The 22,148-nt window shown below is 61.6% G+C and carries 14 protein-coding genes; 11 read left to right on the top strand and 3 right to left on the bottom strand.

The window, feature by feature from the left end:
* The first annotated feature begins 36 nt into the window (after positions 1-36).
* From glpK to glpD, 3 genes are all read left to right on the top strand, one after another.
* Positions 37-1,536 (top strand): glycerol kinase GlpK, encoded by a 1,500-nt coding sequence (glpK, locus tag HU725_RS05125; RefSeq protein ID WP_060477850.1) that lies wholly within the window; start codon positions 37-39, stop codon positions 1,534-1,536.
* Positions 1,537-1,635: 99 nt separating this feature from the next.
* The gene (glpR, locus tag HU725_RS05120) at positions 1,636-2,391 is read left to right on the top strand and encodes a DNA-binding transcriptional repressor GlpR (RefSeq protein ID WP_060477851.1); all 756 of its coding nucleotides are present in this window, start codon (positions 1,636-1,638) and stop codon (positions 2,389-2,391) included.
* A gap of 249 nt (positions 2,392-2,640) precedes the next feature.
* Positions 2,641-4,170 (top strand): glycerol-3-phosphate dehydrogenase, encoded by a 1,530-nt coding sequence (gene glpD / locus HU725_RS05115; RefSeq protein ID WP_186477587.1) that lies wholly within the window; start codon positions 2,641-2,643, stop codon positions 4,168-4,170.
* Positions 4,171-4,204: 34 nt separating this feature from the next.
* Here glpD and HU725_RS05110 read toward each other — a convergent pair whose 3' ends face one another.
* Entirely contained in the window at positions 4,205-8,338 is a 4,134-nt protein-coding gene (locus tag HU725_RS05110; protein ID WP_186477586.1) for an NEL-type E3 ubiquitin ligase domain-containing protein, read from the bottom strand.
* 336 nt (positions 8,339-8,674) lie between these two features.
* Between HU725_RS05110 and HU725_RS05105 the strand changes: the two genes are divergently transcribed.
* The 6 genes from HU725_RS05105 to aauR all read left to right on the top strand — a co-directional run bounded on the left by HU725_RS05105 (position 8,675) and on the right by aauR (position 15,183).
* Positions 8,675-9,592 carry a glutamate/aspartate ABC transporter substrate-binding protein gene (locus HU725_RS05105; RefSeq protein ID WP_186477585.1) on the top strand — a complete coding sequence of 306 codons (918 nt, stop codon included), beginning with the start codon at positions 8,675-8,677 and terminating at the stop codon, positions 9,590-9,592.
* Positions 9,593-9,734: 142 nt separating this feature from the next.
* Positions 9,735-10,481, top strand: coding sequence for an amino acid ABC transporter permease (locus tag HU725_RS05100; RefSeq protein WP_060477855.1), 747 nt, complete (start codon positions 9,735-9,737; stop codon positions 10,479-10,481).
* Positions 10,482-11,153, top strand: a complete 672-nt coding sequence (locus tag HU725_RS05095) for an amino acid ABC transporter permease (protein WP_060477856.1) — start codon at positions 10,482-10,484, stop codon at positions 11,151-11,153.
* Complete coding sequence (locus HU725_RS05090; RefSeq protein ID WP_060477857.1) at positions 11,150-11,884, top strand: amino acid ABC transporter ATP-binding protein; 735 nt, start codon at positions 11,150-11,152, stop codon at positions 11,882-11,884. Before HU725_RS05095 ends, HU725_RS05090 begins: the two co-directional genes overlap by 4 nt.
* 69 nt (positions 11,885-11,953) lie before the next feature.
* The gene (aauS, locus tag HU725_RS05085) at positions 11,954-13,858 is read left to right on the top strand and encodes a two-component sensor histidine kinase AauS (RefSeq protein ID WP_186477584.1); all 1,905 of its coding nucleotides are present in this window, start codon (positions 11,954-11,956) and stop codon (positions 13,856-13,858) included.
* On the top strand, positions 13,855-15,183 hold the full coding sequence (gene aauR / locus HU725_RS05080) for a two-component response regulator AauR (RefSeq protein WP_186477583.1): 1,329 nt from the start codon (positions 13,855-13,857) through the stop codon (positions 15,181-15,183). The genes aauS and aauR overlap by 4 nt, the downstream gene beginning before the upstream one ends.
* 53 nt (positions 15,184-15,236) lie before the next feature.
* Here the strand turns inward: aauR and HU725_RS05075 are convergent, their stop codons facing one another.
* Positions 15,237-16,232, bottom strand: coding sequence for an alpha/beta fold hydrolase (locus HU725_RS05075; protein WP_186477582.1), 996 nt, complete (start codon positions 16,230-16,232; stop codon positions 15,237-15,239).
* A 197-nt stretch (positions 16,233-16,429) separates the two neighbouring features.
* Here HU725_RS05075 and metR point away from each other — a divergent pair, with 197 nt between their 5' ends.
* The gene (gene metR, locus HU725_RS05070; protein WP_060477861.1) at positions 16,430-17,347 is read left to right on the top strand and encodes a transcriptional regulator MetR; all 918 of its coding nucleotides are present in this window, start codon (positions 16,430-16,432) and stop codon (positions 17,345-17,347) included.
* Here the strand turns inward: metR and HU725_RS05065 are convergent.
* Positions 17,331-17,744, bottom strand: a complete 414-nt coding sequence (locus tag HU725_RS05065; RefSeq protein WP_186477581.1) for an NUDIX hydrolase — start codon at positions 17,742-17,744, stop codon at positions 17,331-17,333. The two genes, metR and HU725_RS05065, sit on opposite strands and share 17 nt — an antisense overlap.
* A 91-nt stretch (positions 17,745-17,835) precedes the next feature.
* On the opposite strand from HU725_RS05065, the gene HU725_RS05060 reads away from it, so the two are divergent.
* Positions 17,836-22,131: a DEAD/DEAH box helicase gene (locus HU725_RS05060; protein WP_186477580.1), complete on the top strand. Its 4,296-nt coding sequence runs from the start codon at positions 17,836-17,838 to the stop codon at positions 22,129-22,131.
* Positions 22,132-22,148: the final 17 nt, after the last annotated feature.

The following is a 22,148-nucleotide window of genomic DNA, read 5'->3' as shown; positions in this document are numbered from 1 at the left end:
GCGCCCTGAACTCCTCTTTATGCAAGGCCTACGACCATGACAGACACCCAGGATAAGAACTACATCATCGCCCTGGACCAGGGCACCACCAGCTCGCGAGCCATCATCTTCGACCGCGATGCCAATGTGGTCGGCACCTCGCAGCGCGAATTCGCCCAGCACTATCCACAGGCCGGCTGGGTCGAACATGACCCGATGGAAATTTTCGCAACCCAGAGCGCGACGATGGTCGAAGCCCTGGCACAGGCCGGTATCAGTCATGCCCAAGTCGCCGCGCTGGGTATCACCAATCAACGCGAAACCACCGTGGTGTGGGACAAAGAAACCGGGCGCCCGGTTTACAACGCCATCGTATGGCAATGCCGGCGCAGCACCGAGATCTGCGCCCAGCTCAAACGCGATGGGCATGAGCAATACATCCGCGAAGCCACCGGGCTGGTGACCGATCCGTACTTTTCCGGCACCAAGCTGAAGTGGATACTCGACAACGTCGAAGGGGTGCGTGAACGCGCCGAGCGCGGCGAACTGCTGTTCGGCACCGTCGATACCTGGCTGATCTGGAAGTTTTCCGGCGGCAAGGTGCATGTCACCGACTACACCAACGCCTCGCGCACCCTGATGTTCAACATCCACACCTTGCAGTGGGATGACAAGCTGCTCGAGATCCTCGGCATTCCCCGTCAGATGCTGCCGCAGGTGCGCCCGTCTTCCGAAGTGTACGGTCATACCAAGAGCGGCATTGCCATTGCCGGTATTGCCGGCGACCAGCAGTCGGCGCTGTTTGGCCAGATGTGCGTAGAGCCCGGCCAGGCCAAGAACACCTATGGCACCGGCTGCTTCCTGCTGATGAATACCGGCGACAAGGCTGTGAAGTCCTCCCACGGCCTGCTCACCACCATCGCCTGCGGCCCACGCGGCGAGGTGGCGTACGCCCTGGAAGGCGCCGTGTTCAACGGTGGCTCCACCGTGCAGTGGCTGCGCGACGAGCTGAAAATCGTCAATGACGCACTGGACACCGAGTACTTCGCCAGTAAGGTCAAGGACAGCAACGGCGTCTATCTGGTACCGGCGTTCACCGGCCTGGGCGCCCCGTATTGGGACCCCTATGCACGCGGCGCGCTATTTGGGCTCACCCGTGGTGTGAAGGTCGACCACATTATCCGCGCGGCCCTCGAGTCGATCGCCTACCAGACCCGCGATGTGCTCGATGCCATGCAGCAGGATTGCGGTGCACGCTTGTCCGAGCTGCGCGTGGATGGTGGCGCTGTGGCCAACAACTTCCTGATGCAGTTCCAGGCCGATATCCTCGGCACCTGCGTGGAGCGCCCGAAAATGCGCGAAACCACCGCACTGGGCGCGGCCTACCTGGCCGGTCTGGCTTGTGGTTTCTGGAGTGGCTTGGATGAATTGCGTGACAAGGCGATCATCGAGCGCGAATTCAGCCCACAGCTGGACGAGGCGCAGAAAGAGAAGCTGTATGCCGGCTGGAGGAAAGCCGTTGATCGCACGCGTGATTGGGAAGATCACGAGGCGTGATGCATCAGGGGCCGCGCTGCGGCCCCGTTGCCTACTGGTCGTAGTCCCCATCCTACGGCATCATTGCAGAATTTGTCCGGCAGCCCCAAAGGACCGCCCATGAATCTGCCCCCACGCCAACAACAAATCCTCGAACTGGTACGCGACCGCGGGTATGTCAGTATCGAAGAAATGGCGCAGTTGTTCGTCGTCACCCCGCAAACCATCAGGCGCGATATCAATCAGCTGGCCGAGCTCAATCTGCTGCGTCGCTACCACGGCGGTGCCGCTTACGATTCCAGCATCGAGAACACCGCCTATGCCATGCGCGCCGATCAGATGCGCGACGAAAAACAGCGCATCGCCGAGGCCGTGGCCAAGCAGATTCCCGACCATGCTTCGCTGTTCATCAATATTGGTACAACGACCGAATCGATTGCCAGGGCGCTGCTCAACCACAACCACTTGAAGGTCATCACCAATAACCTGCACGTTGCTGCCATTCTCGCCGCCAAGGATGACTTCGAAGTGTTGGTAGCTGGCGGCACGGTACGCCGAGATGGCGGCGTGGTCGGCCAGGCCAGCGTGGATTTCATCAACCAGTTCAAGGTGGATTTTGCCTTGGTTGGTATCAGCGGCATCGATGAAGACGGCAGCCTGCTCGATTTCGATTACCAGGAAGTGCGGGTATCGCAGGCCATCATTGCCAATGCTCGCCAGGTGATTCTGGCTGCCGACTCAAGCAAGTTCGGGCGCAACGCCATGGTACGGTTGGGTTCGATCAGCCTGGTCGATTGCCTGGTGACCGACCAGACGCCCGCGCCGGGGCTCGCACAGCTGTTGAACCAGAATAAGATCCGGCTAGAGGTGGTTTGAAGGCTGGCATGTGCTTGCCTTGAATCTGCCTGCCGTCAATGGGATCGGGCGCTGCACGGGTGATGCTCGATCCCACTGATGTGCTCACTCACACCGCCCCCTGAAATTTTCGTAAATGTTCATTTGCTTGTCATCTGATCAGTTTTTTCTATAGAGACTGACTGGCGACGGTCATCCTTTTGCGCTAGCATTTTCGGAAACGAACATATATGTTCATATTCGATATGAACAGCCTCAGGAGGCCTTGCCGTGTCCCAGCCCGTTTCGTCCCAGCCATCACTTGCCGACTGCTACGACCTCGCCGTGATTGGCGGTGGCATCAATGGTGTGGGCATCGCTGCCGACGCCGCAGGTCGCGGCCTGAAAGTCATGCTGTGCGAAAAGGATGACCTGGCCCAACATACATCGTCGGCCAGTAGCAAACTCATCCATGGTGGCCTGCGCTACCTTGAGCATTACGAATTCCGCCTGGTGCGCGAAGCGCTGGCCGAACGTGAAGTGCTGCTGGCCAAAGCCCCGCATATCGTCAAACCGATGCGCTTCGTGCTGCCCCATCGCCCTCATCTGCGCCCTGCATGGATGATCCGTGCCGGCCTGTTTCTGTACGACAACTTGGGCAAGCGCAAGCGTCTTGGTGCCTCGCGCAGCCTGCGCTTCGGCCCTGGCTACCCACTGAAGCCGGCGATCACCCGCGGCTTCGAATACGCCGATTGCGCTGTGGATGATGCCCGCCTGGTAGTCCTCAACGCCATGGCCGCCCGCGAACACGGTGCGCACATTCTTACCCATACCCGCTGCCTGCGTGCAGAGCGCGTGAATGGTTTATGGCAGGTGGAGCTGCAGCACGCCGATGGCAGCCTGCAAACCATACGCGCCCGTGCCCTGGTCAATGCGGCCGGCCCGTGGGTTGCCAGCTTCATCAAGGACGATCTTAAGCTCGATGCGCCATATGGCATCCGTTTGATCCAGGGCAGCCATGTCATCGTGCCGCGGCTTTATGAAGGCGAACATGCCTACATTTTGCAGAACGAGGACCAGCGCATCGTCTTCTGTATCCCCTACCTGGACCGCTTCACCTTGATTGGTACTACCGATCGCGAATACAGCGGGGATCCGGCCAAGGTAGCGATCACCGAGCAAGAGACCGATTACATCCTTAAGGTAGTGAACGCCCATTTCAATCATCAGCTAAGCCGTAGCGACATCCTGCACACCTATTCCGGTGTACGCCCGCTGTGCAACGACGAATCCGATAATCCTTCGGCAGTCACAAGGGACTACACCCTGGCGCTGTCCGCCGGTGACGGCCAGGCGCCTCTGCTTTCGGTGTTCGGCGGCAAGCTGACAACCTATCGCAAGCTCGCCGAGTCGGCCATGGCCGAGCTCAAACCGTTCTTCAGCCAGATGCGCGGCAGCTGGACCGCCACCGCGCCGCTGCCAGGTGGCGAGGGCATGGCCAGCGTGCAGGGGCTGGTGGATGAACTGCAGGCACGCAACGGCTGGGTGCCGGTCGAGATCGCCAAGCGTTGGGCGCAGACCTACGGTAGCCGTGTGTGGCAGTTGCTCGAGGGCGTAAATGGCCCCGACGACCTGGGCCAGGCGATTGGCGCAGGGCTGTTCACGCGGGAAGTCGACTACCTGCGCAGCGAGGAGTGGGCGGTCAGCGCCGACGATATCCTGTGGCGGCGGACCAAGCTTGGTTTGTTCACCAATGAAGACGAACAGCGCGCTTTGGCGGCCTACCTGGCGCAAGGCGCTGCTCGCAGTCACGCAGCCTGAAGCACAATGGGCGACCTCAAGGGTCGCCCATTTCTCAGGCTTCGCGCCCGTAGGCATCGCGTGCCAGCTCCAGGTAAAGCGCACGCTCATCGGCGTTGAGTCGGCGCATCAGCTCATCGGCGCGGGTCAAATAAACCTGCTCACCGGTGGAATCGGCTTCGCTTTCATAGGCCGCCAGCCGCTCATGGTAAGGCGCGGCCAGTGCTTCGAAACGCTCAGGGTAACGGTTACGGACATAGCTTTGCCAAAACTCCCGCTCCGCCAGTGAAGCACTGAGCACCTCGATGTTTTCACCCTCGAGAACTTCTGTTCCTGCCCTGAGGATGTCTGCGCCAGTCAGGCCGCTGTAGTCCGCGTAGTGCATGTTCAGAGGTTGCCCTGGCAAGTCGAGCCTGCCGGCCAAATTGATCCGATAAGCCAGGTAAACCTCTACATCGTCTACCAGGGCATAGGGATTTTGCTCCACAAACTGGATATGCCTGGCGGCGATGCGGTCTATTTGGTCCAGGCGGTATAACGAGCGACCTAAACGCAACAAAGTCGCTTCATCCTGTGCTCGCCCCTCCCCTGCCCCACTCAGCGCGATTATTCCCCGGATCTCAATCTGACTCAGCAGAAATAGCAATTGATCCTCACAGCTGCGGGGGCCAGCGGCTTGCCAGAAAATTGCTTCCCGAACATCAGTGTTTTCGGCGCACAACTCGAGTACCCGCCATACTCTTGCCCGGTAGTAACGCGGGTGGCGCCGAAAATCATCTGAGGCCGCAAAGTCAGCCAGGAAACGAAACAGGTCCGTCGATTGTGGCTCTTGCTGCAAGCGCTCCCAGACATCGGTTCGATGCAGCCGAGCCGATTGGGAGCCCTCTCCTAGCCACTGATTCAGACATTTCGAATCGGCATCAGCATGTTGATATGACCCACGCCGTGACGCTGTCGGGGTTTGCTCGCTCAGGCTCTCGAGCAACGATTCGCTCACCGGCTCCAAAGGGTTGTCATGCAGTGCTAGACGATGTAACCGCGCTTGCAGGCTGGCCACATGACCCGTCACCTGGCGAATCTGGTTTTCCCGAAGATCGGTCAGGCCACGCCAGGGTAATTCGCGTGCACTGGGTATTGTTTGCAGCCCTGTCGCTCGGAGTGAAAGCACCCGCACGTGCTGCAGACGGGAAAGATCGGGCACGTTCCCCAAGGGATTTGCGCTCAGATCCAGTTCGCGTAGCATTGAGAGCATGGCCAGGCGACTGACCCCAGACGCATCCAAGGTCAGTCGATTGCCTGCCAGGTTAAGGGTTCTTAACGAGGTCAGGCGCTCGAGCCCGGCAGGCAGGCTGGTGAGCCGATTATCTTGCAGCCTAAGCTCGCGCAAGCCACTGAAACGGCGCAAAAAATCTTCGTCGATGTGCGCAAGGTCCATGTCCCGCAACGTCAATTGCCTGATGTGTCCAAAATCGATGCCGGCTGGAAGAACAGGTAGGCTGCCTACCCGTTCGCCCTCGATGTGCAGGATGTAATCGTCATCGGAGGCCCCGACAGACTTGCGCCTCCAAGCGCGCCGAATCTGGGTGACGACACGTCGCCGGCGGACCCCGTCGAGAAAACTCTCGCGTTGACGCTGCCAAGCCTCAAGCGCCGCGCGCAGGTTGGCCAGATGTTGCTGAAGCTGGCCAAGGTGCTCCCACAGACCGATATGGTGTACCACGAGGCCTTCGAGGTAGTCGTCCAACAGGGCCTCGCTCAGCGTAGGAAAGACGCCATGGATACCGCGCCGCAGCGCTTGCCGGCTGCTTTCTGCGCGTCCGCTCAAGGGGTAGCCGACCCGCCCATTGGCTAAGCGCCGCGGTGGCCGCCAGCGACCGCCGATGGGCTGCATACCTAACAATTGCGCAGCCTTGCGCCGATCGCTGGCGGCCTGCACAGCCAGTTTTTCAGCAAGGGTTTCGGCACTCAGCGGCTGGTTGTCGCCGATAAGGCCTTTTTGGGCAGCATCCAGCGTCTGCAGCAGGCACGCCCATAGCCGCTGTTCGATCGAGGGCTCGGGCGCCCCTAGCAGCCGGTAACCTTGAGCGGTCTGAATCACGGTCAGCACCTCAGTGGCTTGAGGATGCCCGCGCGACGCGATGAGCCGGCCCGACACCTCGCCTAAGCGAAGCTCGATACGCCTGGCTGCCGGCCATGGGGCCAACTCATCGATCATGCCAATAGCCAGGCGCTGGGTGTCGGCATTGACCCCGGATTCATGCTCGAAACCTATAAAGGCACGGTCTAAGCGGCTGTCATGCAGCATCCAGCGCGCGTGCTCGGCCATCGCTAAAGGCACCCGGCCACTGTCGAGCAGCGCTTTGAGCTGCGTCCCGCTAGCGTTGGCCAGTACTTCTTCTGCCGACCGTACCGACAGCCCCGGGAACGACCTGAGGAGCATGCCAGCGGCGGGCGACGCTTCACCCTGTTGAGTAGTGAGATCCCGATCGAATGCGCTCCCGCGCAGCTGGGGGGATCGCTCGTGAAGCAGCCAGCGATCAAAGGCATCGTTCAATCGCGCCGGAACTGGCGCCGACTCAAGGTGCAGTTGGCGCAACTGTTCAGGTGTCAGCCCGATGACTCGAAGCAACGCATCGGCCATGGCATCAGGCACAGTGGCGAAGTTTCCGCCAAACTGACGCAGCAGCGGGCCGTTACCGTCCAGGTAATGAGCCGTTTCAGGCGCATGGGCCAGCCTCATCCGGCCATCGCCCTCATGCACAGGCGTCAACCCATCAACGAACGGAACGCGCGGCAGCAAGCGCCCGATACCCGCCTGAGCTGCGCCCAGAGCAGCGCCAGTCGCCAGGCCCTGCGCAACATTGAAAAGATGCTGCAGTGCCCCCTGACGGTCGCCCAATTGCCAGTCTTCGTAACCTTTGTATACCTCGCTGGCAACCCCCAGTGCGGCCACTGCAAACATCACCTGGCCCAGCACAGGAATGAACAGGGCCGCCAGGTTAAGCATCTCCAGCCCCGCGCCCAACGCAGCCTGGATGCGCTGGTCACGTTCGAGCTGGGTTTCATCGTCCGTGGGTACTGCTAGGACTCTTGCATCGTCGAGTAGCTTGTCGACTTGCAAGGTGCGCAAGTGGACGAACAGTGCTGAATCCACGGCGAAGTTGCGACCGTCGAGCTCAGCGGGCACCTGAGCACTGCTGGCCTCGATCAACGGCAGTAATGTGGAGATGAATGCCGGGCGGTCACGCTCGCTGATAAAACGCCCAAAGAAGGATCGATAGAACGCTGAACGCAGGCGTTTGGCAAATGCCCTGTACAGCGCCTCCCAGGAGTTATAGCGTGCCAGAGGTAAATACGGATCCTGAGGCACCCAAACAATAATCCCATCCAGCGGCCCTTGCGCGCTGTGGCGCATCTCCAGCGTCACCACGCCGCACAGGCGCTTGCCAAGCAGAAATAACTGGCGGGGTGTAGCAAGGCCCTGGACTGCCGGGCCCCGCGGGGCGCCCGCTACCACCGGCAACAGACGCAGATAATCCTCGTCGAGCAACTCGCCTTTGATCCTGGCCATTCGCACAGCGACCTCCATCTGCGTGCGAAGGTTTTCCTCAAGCACTTGCTGCACGGCTTTATGGGCGTAGTCCGAGGGCGCTGGGGGACGGCTTTTGGGAAACAGGTGCTTGCGCAGCACCGCTTGATATTCCCCGCCCAGGTCCAACTTACGGCAACAGCGCGCGAACGCCTCGAAACTCAGGGGTAATTTGTTACCGTCTAAGTCTCTTAAATGAGCTTTTCGATTCAATGCCGGATGCGTTTCAGACTCATGAAAGTTGTGCAAAGCAGCCGCCAGTAAGGATTGCCTGGAGCGTATCGTCTGCACAGGCGTGAATAGGCGAGGAGACACACTTGGAAGCTCTACATCCTCCTGCACATGTACGTTGCTGCCACGCACGTCCACCGTTGAAAGGCCCTGTGCGTGCAGCGCTTGCTCCAGTCGCGCAGCGGCGAATACTTCCAGGCTCGGGATGCCCTCAAGCCGGTTTTTCACTGCTTGTGCTGCAGCCTGTTGATTGCGCAAAGCTTGATGAAAGCCCTGGAGCAGGTCTTCATCGACACCTTTGAGCCACTTAGGCAATTGCTGGCCAATCAATGCGTCGACAGAGTCAGGAGTCATCAGAGAGTCAGGCATGGGCGCGGTTCCTGGGAAAGTGAATGCGTACTCAACCTGCCTGAGAGCTGCGTCTGGGCCTAATTAATGCTGGCGCAGATGAAGCCGGAACACTTCATACGGATAACCGAACAGCAACAGGCATGTCGTTCGGATTGCCGAACTCGCTATGTTAGGTTGATGCCCTGTTAAAACGGCCAGACGCCGAATATTCAAGGGGTTATGATCGACGCCAGAGCTTGGCACGACTCATGCTCTATACTTGGAGCCGAATGCACACGCTTGATGTTGTATTCGTTGAACGAAAGAGTCCGCCAACGGCTCCATAAAAAAAACAAACACGTCGAGGAAAATTTGATGCGTATCGTTCGTCAATTGCTGGGCGCCGCCATCGCGGCCGCTGTGATCGCTTCGCCGGCCATGGCCGATGAGCTGACCGGCACCCTGAAGAAGATCAAGGATTCGGGCACCATTACACTGGGCCACCGCGACTCCTCCATCCCGTTTTCCTACCTGGCCGGCAAGCCCGAGCCTGTGGGTTATTCCCATGACATCCAACTGGCCGTCGTCGATGCCCTGAAAAAGCAACTGGGCACCGACATCAAGGTCAAGTACAACCTGGTCACCTCCCAGACCCGCATCCCGCTGGTGCAGAACGGCACCGTCGACCTGGAGTGCGGCTCCACCACCAATAACGTCGAACGTCAGCAGCAAGTCGGCTTCTCGGTCGGTATCTTCGAGGTCGGTACCCGCCTGTTGACCAAGGTCAAGGACGGTCAGCCTGCTTACAAAGACTTTGGGGACCTGAAAGAGAAGAACGTGGTGACCACCGCGGGTACTACCTCCGAGCGCATTCTCAAAGCGATGAATGCCGACAAGCAAATGAAGATGAACGTGATCTCCGCCAAGGACCACGGTGAAGCCTTCAACATGCTCGAAAGCGGCCGCGCCGTGGCCTTCATGATGGACGACGCCCTGCTCGCCGGTGAAATGGCCAAGGCTCGCAAGCCGTCGGACTGGGTTATCACCGGTACTCCCCAGTCGTATGAAATCTACGGCTGCATGGTGCGCAAGGATGACCCAGCGTTCAAGAAAGCTGTCGATGACGCCATCATTGCCTACTTCAAGTCGGGCGAAGTCAACAAGAGCTACGACAAGTGGTTCCAGCAGCCAATTCCGCCAAAAGGCCTGAACCTGCAGTTCCCGATGAGCGACGAACTGAAAAAACTGATCGCCGAGCCTACCGATAAAGCTGCGGACGAGAAGAAGTCCTGATCCTCAGCGCGTGGCCTGGTGCGCAAGCACAGGTTTCAACTCTGCAGGCTGCGCAATAGTGACTAACCTTTCATCCGAGGGCGCCCACCGCCCTCGGATGCTCGAAGGTGCCCGTGAAACAATCGTCTGAGGGGAAATCCCGATGAATTACAACTGGGACTGGGGCGTGTTCTTCAAGTCCACCGGCGTGGGCAGCGAAACCTATCTGGACTGGTACATCACCGGCCTAGGCTGGACCATCGCCATCGCCATCTCCGCCTGGATCATCGCATTGCTGCTGGGCTCGGTACTGGGCGTGATGCGCACCGTGCCAAACCGCCTGGTCTCGGGTATTGCCACCGCTTATGTGGAACTGTTCCGCAATGTGCCGCTGCTGGTGCAGCTGTTCATCTGGTACTTCCTGGTACCGGACCTGCTACCGGAAGGCCTGCAGGAGTGGTTCAAGCAAGACCTCAACCCGACCACCTCGGCACTGATCAGTGTGGTCATCTGCCTTGGCTTGTTCACCGCCGCTCGAGTTTGCGAGCAGGTGCGCACCGGCATTCAGGCCCTGCCCCGTGGCCAGGAATCCGCAGCCCGCGCCATGGGCTTCAGCCTGCCACAGATCTACACCAATGTGCTGCTGCCACAGGCGTTCCGGATCATCATCCCGCCGCTCACCTCCGAATTCCTGAACGTGTTCAAGAACTCTTCGGTAGCCTCGCTGATCGGCCTGATGGAGCTGCTGGCGCAGACCAAGCAGACCGCCGAATTTTCGGCCAACCTGTTCGAGGCCTTCACCCTGGCCACCCTTATCTACTTCACCCTGAACATGGGCTTGATGCTGCTGATGCGCCTGGTCGAGAAGAAAGTTGCCGTGCCTGGCCTGATCTCCGTGGGGGGCAAGTAAATGGAAATGGACTTCAGCGAAATCATCCCGGCCCTGCCTGCTTTGTGGGATGGCATGGTCATGACGCTACAACTGATGGTCATGGGCGTCATTGGCGGCATCGTGCTGGGCACCATCCTGGCACTGATGCGCCTGTCATCGAGCAAGCTGCTGTCACGCCTGGCAGGCGCCTACGTCAACTACTTCCGCTCGATCCCACTGCTGCTGGTCATTACCTGGTTCTATCTGGCGGTGCCGTTCGTACTGCGCTGGATCACCGGGCAGGACACCCCGGTAGGTGCCTTCACGTCCTGCGTGGTGGCGTTCATGATGTTCGAGGCCGCTTACTTCTGCGAAATCGTCCGTGCTGGCGTGCAGTCGATCTCCAAAGGGCAGATGGGTGCCGCCCAGGCCCTGGGCATGACCTACGGCCAGACCATGCGCCTGATCATCCTGCCCCAGGCCTTTCGCAAGATGACCCCACTGCTGTTGCAGCAGAGCATCATCCTGTTCCAGGACACCTCTTTGGTCTACACCGTGGGCCTGGTGGACTTCCTCAACTCGGCACGCTCCAACGGCGACATCATCGGGCGCTCCCATGAGTTCCTGATCTTCGCTGGGGTCGTGTACTTCGTCATCAGCTTCTCCGCTTCGTGGCTGGTCAAGCGCCTGCAAAAAAGGATCACCGTATGATTTCCATCAAGAACGTCAACAAGTGGTACGGCGACTTCCAGGTGCTGACCGACTGCAGCACCGAGGTCAAGAAAGGTGAAGTCGTGGTTGTTTGCGGCCCATCGGGCTCGGGCAAGTCGACCCTCATCAAGTGCGTGAACGCCCTGGAACCGTTCCAGAAGGGTGACATCGTGGTCGACGGCACCTCCATCGCCGACTCCAAGACCAACCTGCCCAAGCTGCGCTCGCGGGTCGGCATGGTGTTCCAGCACTTCGAGCTGTTCCCGCATCTGACCATCACCGAAAACCTGACCATCGCCCAGCGCAAGGTGCTCGGCCGCAGTGAAGCAGAAGCGACCAAGAAGGGCCTGGCGCTGCTCGAGCGCGTAGGCCTCAGTGCCCATGCCAAGAAACACCCCGGCCAGTTGTCCGGTGGCCAGCAGCAGCGTGTGGCGATCGCCCGTGCACTGTCGATGGACCCAATCGTCATGCTGTTCGACGAACCGACCTCGGCGCTGGACCCAGAGATGGTCAACGAAGTGCTGGATGTGATGGTGGAACTGGCTAACGAAGGCATGACCATGATGTGCGTGACCCACGAAATGGGCTTCGCTCGCAAGGTGGCCAACCGGGTGATCTTCATGGACAAGGGGCACATCATCGAGGACTGCCAGAAGGAAGACTTCTTCGGCAACCCAACCGCCCGCCACGAACGTACTCAGCACTTCCTCAGCAAGATCCTGCAACACTGATTCGGCAACGACAGCACCGCTGCCCGGGCGCGCCCGGCAGCGGATGCTGGCCGTGACAGGGCCACTGTGATGAAATGCGACCCCTCGCTTCTTTCGCCTGCCAAGCCCGCCGTGAAATCCCGCCTGATTCGCCAACTGCTGCTGCCCCCCCTGATCATTCTGCTGATGGTCGGCCTGGGCATGGCCGGTTTCATGATCAGCGAGAGCAACGGCATACGCACCCTCATCGATAACGGCGAACGCGCCCTGGAACTGCACGCGCGCACGGTCGAGAGTGAAATCAGCAAATACACGTACCTGCCAAGCTTGCTAGAGCTCGAAGACAGCGTCTCGCAACTGCTCACCGACCCCGATGGCGCCAACCGGCAGACCGTCAACGAATACCTCGAGGGCCTCAACCGGCGCAGCCGCAGCCGGGTGATCTTCGTACTCGATACCACCGGCCGGGTCCAGGCCAGCAGCAACTGGCGCGATGCCGACTCGTTCCTGGGTGAAGACTTGTCGTTCCGGGCCTATTTCCAGAATGCGGTGCGCGGCGAGCCAGGCCGCTTCTACGGTATCGGCAGCACCACAGGCGAGGCTGGCTATTACCTTGCCCATGGCCTTGAGGAGCACGGCAAGATCATTGGCGTAGCCGTGATCAAAGTACGCCTGGATACCCTGGAAGAGCGTTGGCAACGCGCGCGCCTGGAGGCCTTCGTCAGCGACGAGAATGGCATCATCATTCTTTCCAGTGACCCGGCGCGGCGCTTGAAGTCGGTGCGCCCGCTCTCCCCTCAGACCAAAGAGCGGCTGGCGCGCAGCCTGCAATACTACTGGTGGCCATTGAACGAGCTGCAGCCCCTGGCGCGCGAAACCCTGGCCGATGGCGTGGAGAAACTGACCTTCCCGGCCAATGCTGAAACCGTCCAAGGCAAACCCCATGAGGTGAGCTACCTGGCCCAGACTCGCCGCCTGGCTGATACGCCCTGGCAGTTCACCCTGCTCACGCCATTGCAGGATCTGCGCCGCGAATCCATGGTGCAAGGGGTGCTGGTCGGCGTCGCCTTTGCCCTGCTGACCATTCTTGCTATCGCTTGGAACGAACGGCGCAAGGTGATTGCCACGCGCCTGGCGGCGCGCGAAGCTCTGCAGGAAGCCAACAGCCAGCTGGAACGACGGATTACCGAACGCACCGCTGATCTGCGCGCCAGCAACGAGCGGCTCAAGGGCCAGATCCGCGAACGCCGGCATGCCGAACAGACCCTGCGCCATGCCCAGGATGAGCTGGTGCAAGCCGGCAAGCTGGCCGCCATCGGGCAAATGTCCACTAGCATCGCCCATGAGCTGAACCAACCATTAGCGGCCCTGCGTACGTTGTCCGGCAACACGGTGCGTTTTCTCGAACGCGGGGCGCTGGATACCGCCAGCACCAATCTGCGCACCATGAACGAACTTATCGACCGCATGGGCCGCATCACCGCCAGCCTGCGCTCGTTCGCCAGGCGCGGCGACGACAGCGGCCAGGCATCGTTGGCCAAGGCCGTAGAAGCATCCCTGCAAGTGCTGCACAACCGTATTGCCGGCTGCCAGTTGCAGCTGCACAACCATTTCGAAGACCATCAACTGGCTATCGATCAGACGCGCCTGGAACAGATCCTGGTCAACCTGATCGGCAACGCTCTCGATGCCATGGCCAGCCAGCCGCAGCCAGAGCTTTGGCTCGAAGGGGAGCTTTTCGGCGAAAAATACCGCCTTCGCGTGCGGGATAATGGCCACGGTATCGATGCCGAAACCCGCAAGCACCTGTTCGAACCTTTCTTCACCACCAAACCGGGCGAGCATGGCCTGGGCCTGGGGTTGACCCTGTCGGCGAGCCTTGCCGCCGCCGCCAAGGGCAGCCTCAACGTCGAGCATCCCGCCACGGGCGGCACCGCTTTCGTCCTCGCCCTCCCCCTGGCCACACCCCCTAGCGAAACGGCAGAACAACCATGAACCCAGCGCCCCTTACCGTTCTGATCGTCGAAGACGACCCGCATGTGCTGCTCGGCTGCCAGCAGGCATTGGCCCTGGAGGACATCGCCTGTGAGGGTGTCGGCAGTGCCGAACAGGCCTTGGAGCGCATCGGCGATGATTTTGCCGGCATCGTCGTCAGCGATATCCGCCTGCCCGGCATCGACGGCCTTGAACTGCTCAACCGCCTCAAGGCCCGCGATCGCAGCCTGCCGGTCGTACTGATCACCGGCCACGGAGACATCGACATGGCGGTCGGCGCCATGCGCAATGGTGCTTACGACTTCATGGAAAAGCCCTTCTCGCCCGAGCGCCTGGTCGATGTGGTGCGTCGGGCGCTGGAGCAGCGCGGGCTGTCCCGCGAAGTGGTGGCGCTGCGTCGACAGCTGGCCGAGCAGAGTAGCCTGGAGGGCCGCATCATCGGTCGCTCGCCAGCCATGGAGCAGCTGCGCGAACTGATCGCCAATGTCGCCGATACCTCGGCCAATGTGTTGATCGAGGGCGAAACGGGCACCGGCAAGGAATTGGTCGCCCGTTGCCTGCATGATTTCAGCCGACGCCAAGGCAAGCCATTCGTGGCACTCAATTGCGGTGGTCTGCCAGAAAACCTGTTCGAGAGCGAGATCTTCGGCCACGAGGCCAACGCATTCACTGGCGCCGGCAAGCGCCGCATCGGCAAGATCGAACACGCCAATGGCGGCACGTTGTTCCTGGACGAAGTGGAAAGCATGCCGATCAACCTGCAGATCAAGTTGTTGCGCGTGCTGCAGGAGCGCACCTTGGAGCGCCTGGGTTCGAACCAAAGCATCGCGGTGGATTGCCGGGTCATTGCAGCCACCAAGTCCGACCTCGACGCGCTGGGACAGGCCGGTCAGTTCCGCAGCGACCTGTATTACCGCCTGAACGTGGTCACCCTGGAGCTGCCGCCGCTACGCGAGCGCCGGGAGGACATTCTGCAACTGTTCGAACACTTCCTGCTGCAATCGGCGCTGCGCTTCGACCGCGAGGCACCGGCGCTGGACAGCCAGACCCTGTCGCGCCTGATGGCCCACGACTGGCCCGGTAACGTACGCGAACTGCGCAATGTGGCAGAGCGCTATGCCTTGGGCCTGCCCGCTTTCAAGAAGGGGCCCGCTGGGGGGGCCAGCCAGGGGCTTGGGTTTGCAGAGGCGGTCGAAGCGTTCGAGCGCAACCTGCTCAGCGATGCCTTGCAGCGCACCGGGGGCAACCTCAGCCAGGCCAGCCAGGAGCTGGGGATGGCCAAGACGACCTTGTTTGACAAGGTCAAGAAGTACGGGCTTGGATGATGCGCCAGCGTCGCCTGATTCGCCGGTTGCCCCGCGAAACGGGCAACACCGATTCAAAGCCCGGCGATATGGGTGAAATCCTGGCGCTGCGCTTGCAGATAAGGTAATACCGCCGCCAGCAAGGGTGCTTTGAACGGCTCCTGAAAGCGGTGCGCAAGCCCAGGAATCAAGCGCAATTGGCTGCCCTGGATATGCGCCGCCAGATGCACCCCATGCATTACCGGCAACAGCGGGTCGGCGGTGCCATGTACCACCAGCGTGGGCACCCGTAGCCCTTCGAGCAACCGCACTCGGCTAGGTTCTGCCAAAATCGCCATGATCTGTCGCTGGGCCCCTTCAGGGTTGAACGCCCGGTCATACGCCACCGCCGCCTGCTGTAACAGCGCCGCTCGATCATCCTGCACCTGTGGGCTGCCCAATGCCGCTAACAGGTCGACCTGCTGCTCGATCGCCACCTGGCGATTCGGTGCGCTGCGCCGCGCCAGCAACTGAACCAATGCCGGGCTGGGTTCGGGCAGCCCAGCGGCACCAGAGCTGGACATCACCAGCGTAAGGCTACGTACCCGCTCAGGTGCCATAGCAGCCATGTGTTGGGCGATCATCCCACCCATGCTCACACCCAGCACATGAAAACGGCCAATGCCCAGTGATTCCATCAGTTGCAGGCCATCGTTGGCCATGTCGGTCAGGCTGTAGGGCGCTGCGACCGCAAGGCCCAGCTTGTAACGCAACAGCTCCCACGTCAGGTTGGCCGAAGGCGGCAGTTGGTTCCAGCGTGACAGGCCAGCATCGCGATTGTCGTAGCGAATGACCCGAAAACCTTGGCGGCACAGCGCTTGGACGACGTCGTCGGGCCAGTGGATTAGTTGCCCTCCCAGGCCCATCACCAGCAGCAAGGCCGGGTCACGCGGGGCCCCGACACTTTGATACACCAGGCTCAGCTCGCCGATTTCGGCACGTTGAACTGGCACATGAGTGTCGCAGCGGCTGTCGGCAATGCTTGACGAGGCGGTGAACAGTAGAAAAACAAAGAGCAGAAAAGCCCGCATGAATGAATTACCAGATTGCAGATCCCCAATAGAGCGCGAGTCTGATGAATTTAAATGCGGTGCGCTGCCACAGTTCTGTGACAATTTGATGAACCCTGCCCAGTGGTGCGGCACGGCGCCCAGTCGACAGGCCAGGGCAACATGAGCGAAACTCAACTTATCGCCCATTTGCTCAAATTATTTTCTTGGAGTCAGCCGTGCTGGAAATCCGCCACCTGAAAACCCTGCATGCCCTGCGCGAAGCTGACAGCCTGGTGGAGGCCGCCGAGCGCCTGCACCTGACACAATCGGCGCTGTCCCACCAGTTCAAGGAGTTGGAAGAACGCCTTGGCCTGCCGCTGTTCGTGCGCAAGACCAAGCCGATCCGCTTCACCAGTGCCGGCCTACGCTTGCTGCAACTGGCCGATGCCACGCTACCGCTCCTGCGCGGCGCCGAGCGTGACATAGCCCGGCTGGCGGGCGGCACGGCGGGGCGCCTGCACATGGCCATCGAATGCCACAGCTGCTTTCAGTGGCTGATGCCAACCATCGATCAGTTCCGCGACGCCTGGCCGGAAGTGGAGCTGGACCTGGCCTCTGGCTTCTCTTTCGCCCCGCTACCAGCACTGGCTCGGGGTGACCTCGACCTGGTGGTGACCTCCGACCCCCTGGACTTGGCCGGTATCACCTACGTGCCGCTGTTCACCTACGAGGCCATGCTTGCAGTGGCCAACCAGCACCCCTTGGCCAACAAGCCATACATCGTGCCTCAGGACCTGCTCGACCAGACCCTGATTACCTACCCGGTGGAGCGTGACCGTCTGGACATCTTCACCCGCTTTCTGGAACCGGCCGACATCGAGCCGGCCGCAGTTCGCACCTCGGAACTGACGGTGATGATGATGCAGTTGGTAGCCAGCGGCCGGGGCGTCTGCGGTATGCCGCATTGGGCGCTGCACGAATACAGCTCGCGGGGCTATGTGAAAGGTAAACGCCTTGGCGAGAAAGGGCTGTTCGCCACGTTGTACGCGGCGGTACGCACCGACATGCTCGATGCGCCTTACATGCGTGACTTTCTGCTCACCGCCAAGGACACCTCGTTCGCCACCCTGGACGGGGTCAGTGCGGTACGCTGACGGCCTGGCGGTACAAGGGCAGTATCAGGTCGCGGGTCAGCGGCGCAAGCGTCAGGTTTGCAGCCTGATCGGCGGCCAGCCATAGCACTTCTTCGATTTCTGCGGCCGGGGCGACGGCCTCGGCACTGTCAACGCGAAACAGTTCGGCCTGCACTTGGTACCCCGGCTCGTTGGCAGCAGGGGCGCTGAACTGCCCCAAGTGGACCGCCTGCTCCGGCTCGATGTGCAGCCCCAGCTCTTCGTGTAGCTCGCGCACCAACGCCTGTACCGCTGACTCACCCGCGTCGATCTTGCCACCCGGTTGCATGAAGGCCTGCGTGCCGCGCTTGCGCACCAGCAGGGTTCGGCCTTGCGAGTCGATGAGCAGGGCAGCGGCGATGCGGATGATGTTGGGCATTCGGGGAGCTCGTTGAAAAACCCACAGTCTACAGAACATCAACGACAAATGGCCCCTTGCCAAGCGGGCATTGAACCGCCATAACCAACCAATGAATCTCCCTGCCCATCAGCATCCAGTGCTCGAGCTGTTCCACCCGGCCGTGAGCAGTTGGTTCGGCCGCCACTTCGCCACGGTCACCGATGCCCAGGCCCGTGCCTGGCCGCTGATCCATGCCGGCCAGTCCCTGTTGCTCGCCGCCCCGACCGGCTCGGGCAAAACCCTTAGCGCGTTTTTGGCGGTGCTCGACGAACTGTTTCGCGAGGGCCTGACGCAGGGCGGAGAACTGCCTGCGCAAACCCGGGTAGTCTATGTGTCACCGCTCAAAGCGCTGTCCAATGATATCCGCCTGAACCTGCAGGCGCCGCTCGAAGGCATCAGCCAGGCCTTGGCAGACCAGGGCCTTGAGGCGCCGGCCATCACCACTGCCGTGCGCACCGGCGACACCCCGCAGAAGGCCCGCGCGGCGATGCGCAAACTGGCACCGCATATTCTGGTCACCACGCCCGAGTCGTTGTACGTGCTGATGGGCTCGGCTTCCGGACGCGCCGGCCTTGCCCATGTAGGCACGGTCATCGTCGACGAGATCCATGCCCTGGCCGGCAACAAACGCGGTGCTCACCTGGCGCTGACCCTGGAGCGTCTACAAGCCCTTTGCGCACGCCCCCTGCGCCGGATAGGGCTGTCTGCCACGCAACGCCCGGTGGAGCGAGTGGCGCAGTTTCTGGTCGGCCAGCACCGCCCTTGCGCCGTGATCGATGTCGGCCATGCCCGTCAGCGTGACCTGGCCATCGAGGTGCCCCCGGTGCCACTCGGCGCGGTCATGGCCACCGACGTCTGGGGCTTGGTGTACGACCGTTTGGCAGACTTGGCCCGGCAACACCGCACCACGCTGGTGTTCGTCAACACTCGCCGACTGGCTGAACGCATTACCCGCCACTTGAGCGACCGGCTAGGTAAGCAGGCTGTAGCTGCACACCATGGCAGCCTGGCCAAGGAAATGCGCCTGGATGCCGAGCAGCGCTTGAAAGGCGGCCAGTTGCAGGTGTTGGTGGCCACAGCCTCGCTGGAGCTGGGCATCGACATCGGCGACGTCGACCTGGTCTGTCAGATCGAGTCGCCCGGCTCCATTGCCGCCTTTCTGCAGCGGGTGGGGCGCTCCGGGCATCAGGTCGATGGCACTCCCAAGGGGCGACTGTTCGCCACTTCGCGGGATGACCTGATCGAATGCACGGCCCTGCTCGACTGCATCCGCCGCGGCGAGCTCGAAGAATTGCATATCCCCCGCGCGCCGTTGGATGTGCTGGCCCAGCAGATCATCGCCGAAGTCAGCAATCAGGCCTGGCATGAACAGGCACTTTTCGACTGCCTGCGCCAGGCCACGCCTTATGCCACGCTGGACGCCGAGCACTACCAGGCACTGCTGCGCATGCTCGCCGAGGGCTACAACGGGCGCCTGGGCGTGCGCAGTGCCTACCTGCACCGCGACGCGGTCAGTGGCACCCTGCGCGGGCGTCGGGGCAGCCAGCTAACCGCGTTGACCAGCGGCGGGACCATCCCCGAGACAGCCGACTATGCCGTGCTGCTCGAGCCACAGGCAATGAACATTGGCAGCGTCAACGAAGATTTCGCCGTGGAAAGCATCGCAGGTGACATCTTCCAGTTGGGCAATGCCTCTTACCGTATTGTGCGAGTCGAGCCCGGACGAGTACGGGTAGAGGACGCTCACGGCCAGGCGCCAACCATTCCGTTCTGGCTGGGTGAAGCCCCAGGCCGTAGCGATGAACTGTCCGCTGCAGTCGCCCGGCTGCAGGCACAACTGGACCAGCGGCTCGAGCTGGACCAGGGCAACCCAGCAGGCGTGCTGGATTGGCTCAGGCAAACCTTCGAATTGAACGAGGCAAGCGCCAGCCAGCTGCTCGATTACCTGGGACGCGCCCGCGAAGTGCTCGGTGCCCTGCCCTCACAGCAGACCTTGCTGATGGAGCGTTTCTTCGATGAGTCCGGCGGTACCCAGCTGATCATCCACTCGCCCTTTGGCAGCCGTATCAACCGTGCCTGGGGCCTGGCGTTGCGCAAGCGTTTTTGCCGCACCTTCAATTTCGAACTGCAGGCAGCGGCCAGTGAAGACGCTATCGTGCTTTCGCTGTCCACCAGCCACAGCTTCGAGCTCGATGAAGTGTGGCGTTTTCTGAACAGCCGCAACGCTGAACAGGTGTTGATCCAGGCGCTGCTGGACGCACCGCTGTTCGGCGTGCGCTGGCGCTGGAACGCTGGCGTGGCCATGGCGCTGCCGCGTTTCGTCGGCGGGCGCAAGGTAGCACCACAGATCCAGCGCATGAAGGGTGAGGACCTGATTGCCGCGGTGTTCCCTGACCAGATTGCCTGCCTTGAAAACATCGCCGGCGACCGGCAGATTCCCGACCACCCGCTGATCGAGCAGACGCTCGACGACTGCCTGCACGAAGCCATGGACAGCGAAGGCTGGCTGGCGCTGCTGCGGCGCATCGAAAGCGCCCAGGTGCGCCTGCTGTGCCGTGATCTGCAAGCGCCGTCGCCGCTGGCCGCAGCCATTCTCAATGCACGGCCGTACGCCTTTCTGGACGACGCGCCGCTGGAGGAACGACGCACTCAGGCAGTGCTCAACCGGCGCTGGAGCGAGGTGCACAACAGCGATGACCTGGGCGCGCTGGACGCCGACGCCATTGTTGCGGTGCAGACTGAAGCTTGGCCCCAGCCGAGCAATGCCGACGAAATGCACGAGGCACTGATGAGCCTGGGCGTTGTCAGCGAGAATGAAGCCCAGGCTAACCCGAGCTGGCCACTGCTGCTGCGGCAACTGGCCAAGGCTGGGCGGGCTTTGCAGCTGGTCGATGAAAACCTGTGGCTCGCGCGCGAGCGTCAGAGCCTGCTGCAAACGCTGTACCCGGCAGCGCACCTTGCGCCCGCCCTGGAGCCCCTGCCCGGCTTCGACCAAAGCATCGACCCTGACAGCGCGTTGAAAGAGCTGCTGCGCGCCCGCTTGAGCGGCCACGGCCCCCTGAGCCTGGCGCAGATCTGCGAGCCCTTGGGCAAGCCTGCGGCGCAGATCGAACAGGCACTGGCCGGCCTGGAAGCCGAAGGCTATGTACTGCGCGGCCACTTCAGCCCAGGGGCAGTCGCGCTGCAATGGTGTGAACGCCACCTGCTGGCAAGCATCCATCGCTACACGGTCAAACGCCTGCGCCGGGAAATCGAACCGGTCAGCCTGCAGGACTTCATGCGTTTTCTGTTCGACTGGCAACACCTGACCGCCGACGAGCGCCTGCGCGGCCCGCAGGCAGTGGCGCAAATACTCGGCCAGCTACAGGGCTTCCCCAGTGCAGCCGGTGCCTGGGAAGCAGAACTGCTGCCTGCGCGAATCAAGGACTACAGCCCACACTGGCTGGACGATGCCTGCCGCAGTGGGCAGTTCGCCTGGAGCCGGATGGCCGGCACGGTGGCCAGCAATACTTTGTCCAGTACACCTGTGGTGCTGCTGCCACGTGAGCACCTGGGCCAGTGGCGCAGCCTTGCCCCTGAGCCTGACCACGAAGCACTCGGCGGGCGGGCGCAACGCGTACTGCAAGCCTTGCAAGCACAGGGCGCGTTGTTCTTCGACGAACTGACACAAGAAGCGCGCCTGCTGCCCAGTGAACTGGAGACGGCCTTGCAGCAGCTGGTCGGCGCAGGCCTGGTCGGCGCTGACAGCTTTGCCGGGCTGCGCAGCTTGATCACCCCCGCGGCCAAACGCTCCTCGCGCGGCAGCCGCCGTGTTCACCCGCCGCTTTCCAGCAGCATGGCCCATGCCGGGCGCTGGGCATTGCTGCGCCGGGGCGGGGCGAGCATCGACCAGAGCCTGCGCACGGAACATATCGCCCGCGCCCTGCTGCAACGTTACGGCGTGATTTGCTGGCGCCTGCTGGAAAGGGAAAGCGATGTGTTGCCGCCCTGGCGTGAGTTGTTGCGCTGCTACCAGCGGCTGGAGGCGCGTGGCGAAATACGCGGGGGACGTTTCATTGCTGGGCTAGCTGGTGAGCAATTCGCATTGCCGGAGGCAGTCGGCTTGCTCAGGCAAGTGCGCCGGCGGCCGTTGGAACAGTCACTGGTGGTGGTCAGTGCAAGCGATCCGCTGAACCTGATCGGGGCGCTGCTGCCAGGCGCGAAAGTGCCGGCGGTCAGCGGTAACCGGCTGCTGTATCGCGATGGCGTGCCTGTAGCCGTGCGCATAGCTGGGCGATACAGCTATCTGGTCGAAGGGTCGGCGCAGGAACAGGCGAGTTGGAAGGAGAAATTGCTGCGGATGCCGGCAGGGTTGCAGCACCTTTGAGATCGAGCCCAGCCGGG

The sequence above is a fragment of the Pseudomonas promysalinigenes genome, assembly GCF_014269025.2.
In the GTDB taxonomy this organism is placed as follows: domain Bacteria; phylum Pseudomonadota; class Gammaproteobacteria; order Pseudomonadales; family Pseudomonadaceae; genus Aquipseudomonas; species Aquipseudomonas promysalinigenes.
Note: the sequence above shows the minus strand (reverse complement) of the source record. Positions and strands in the feature narration are given on the sequence as shown.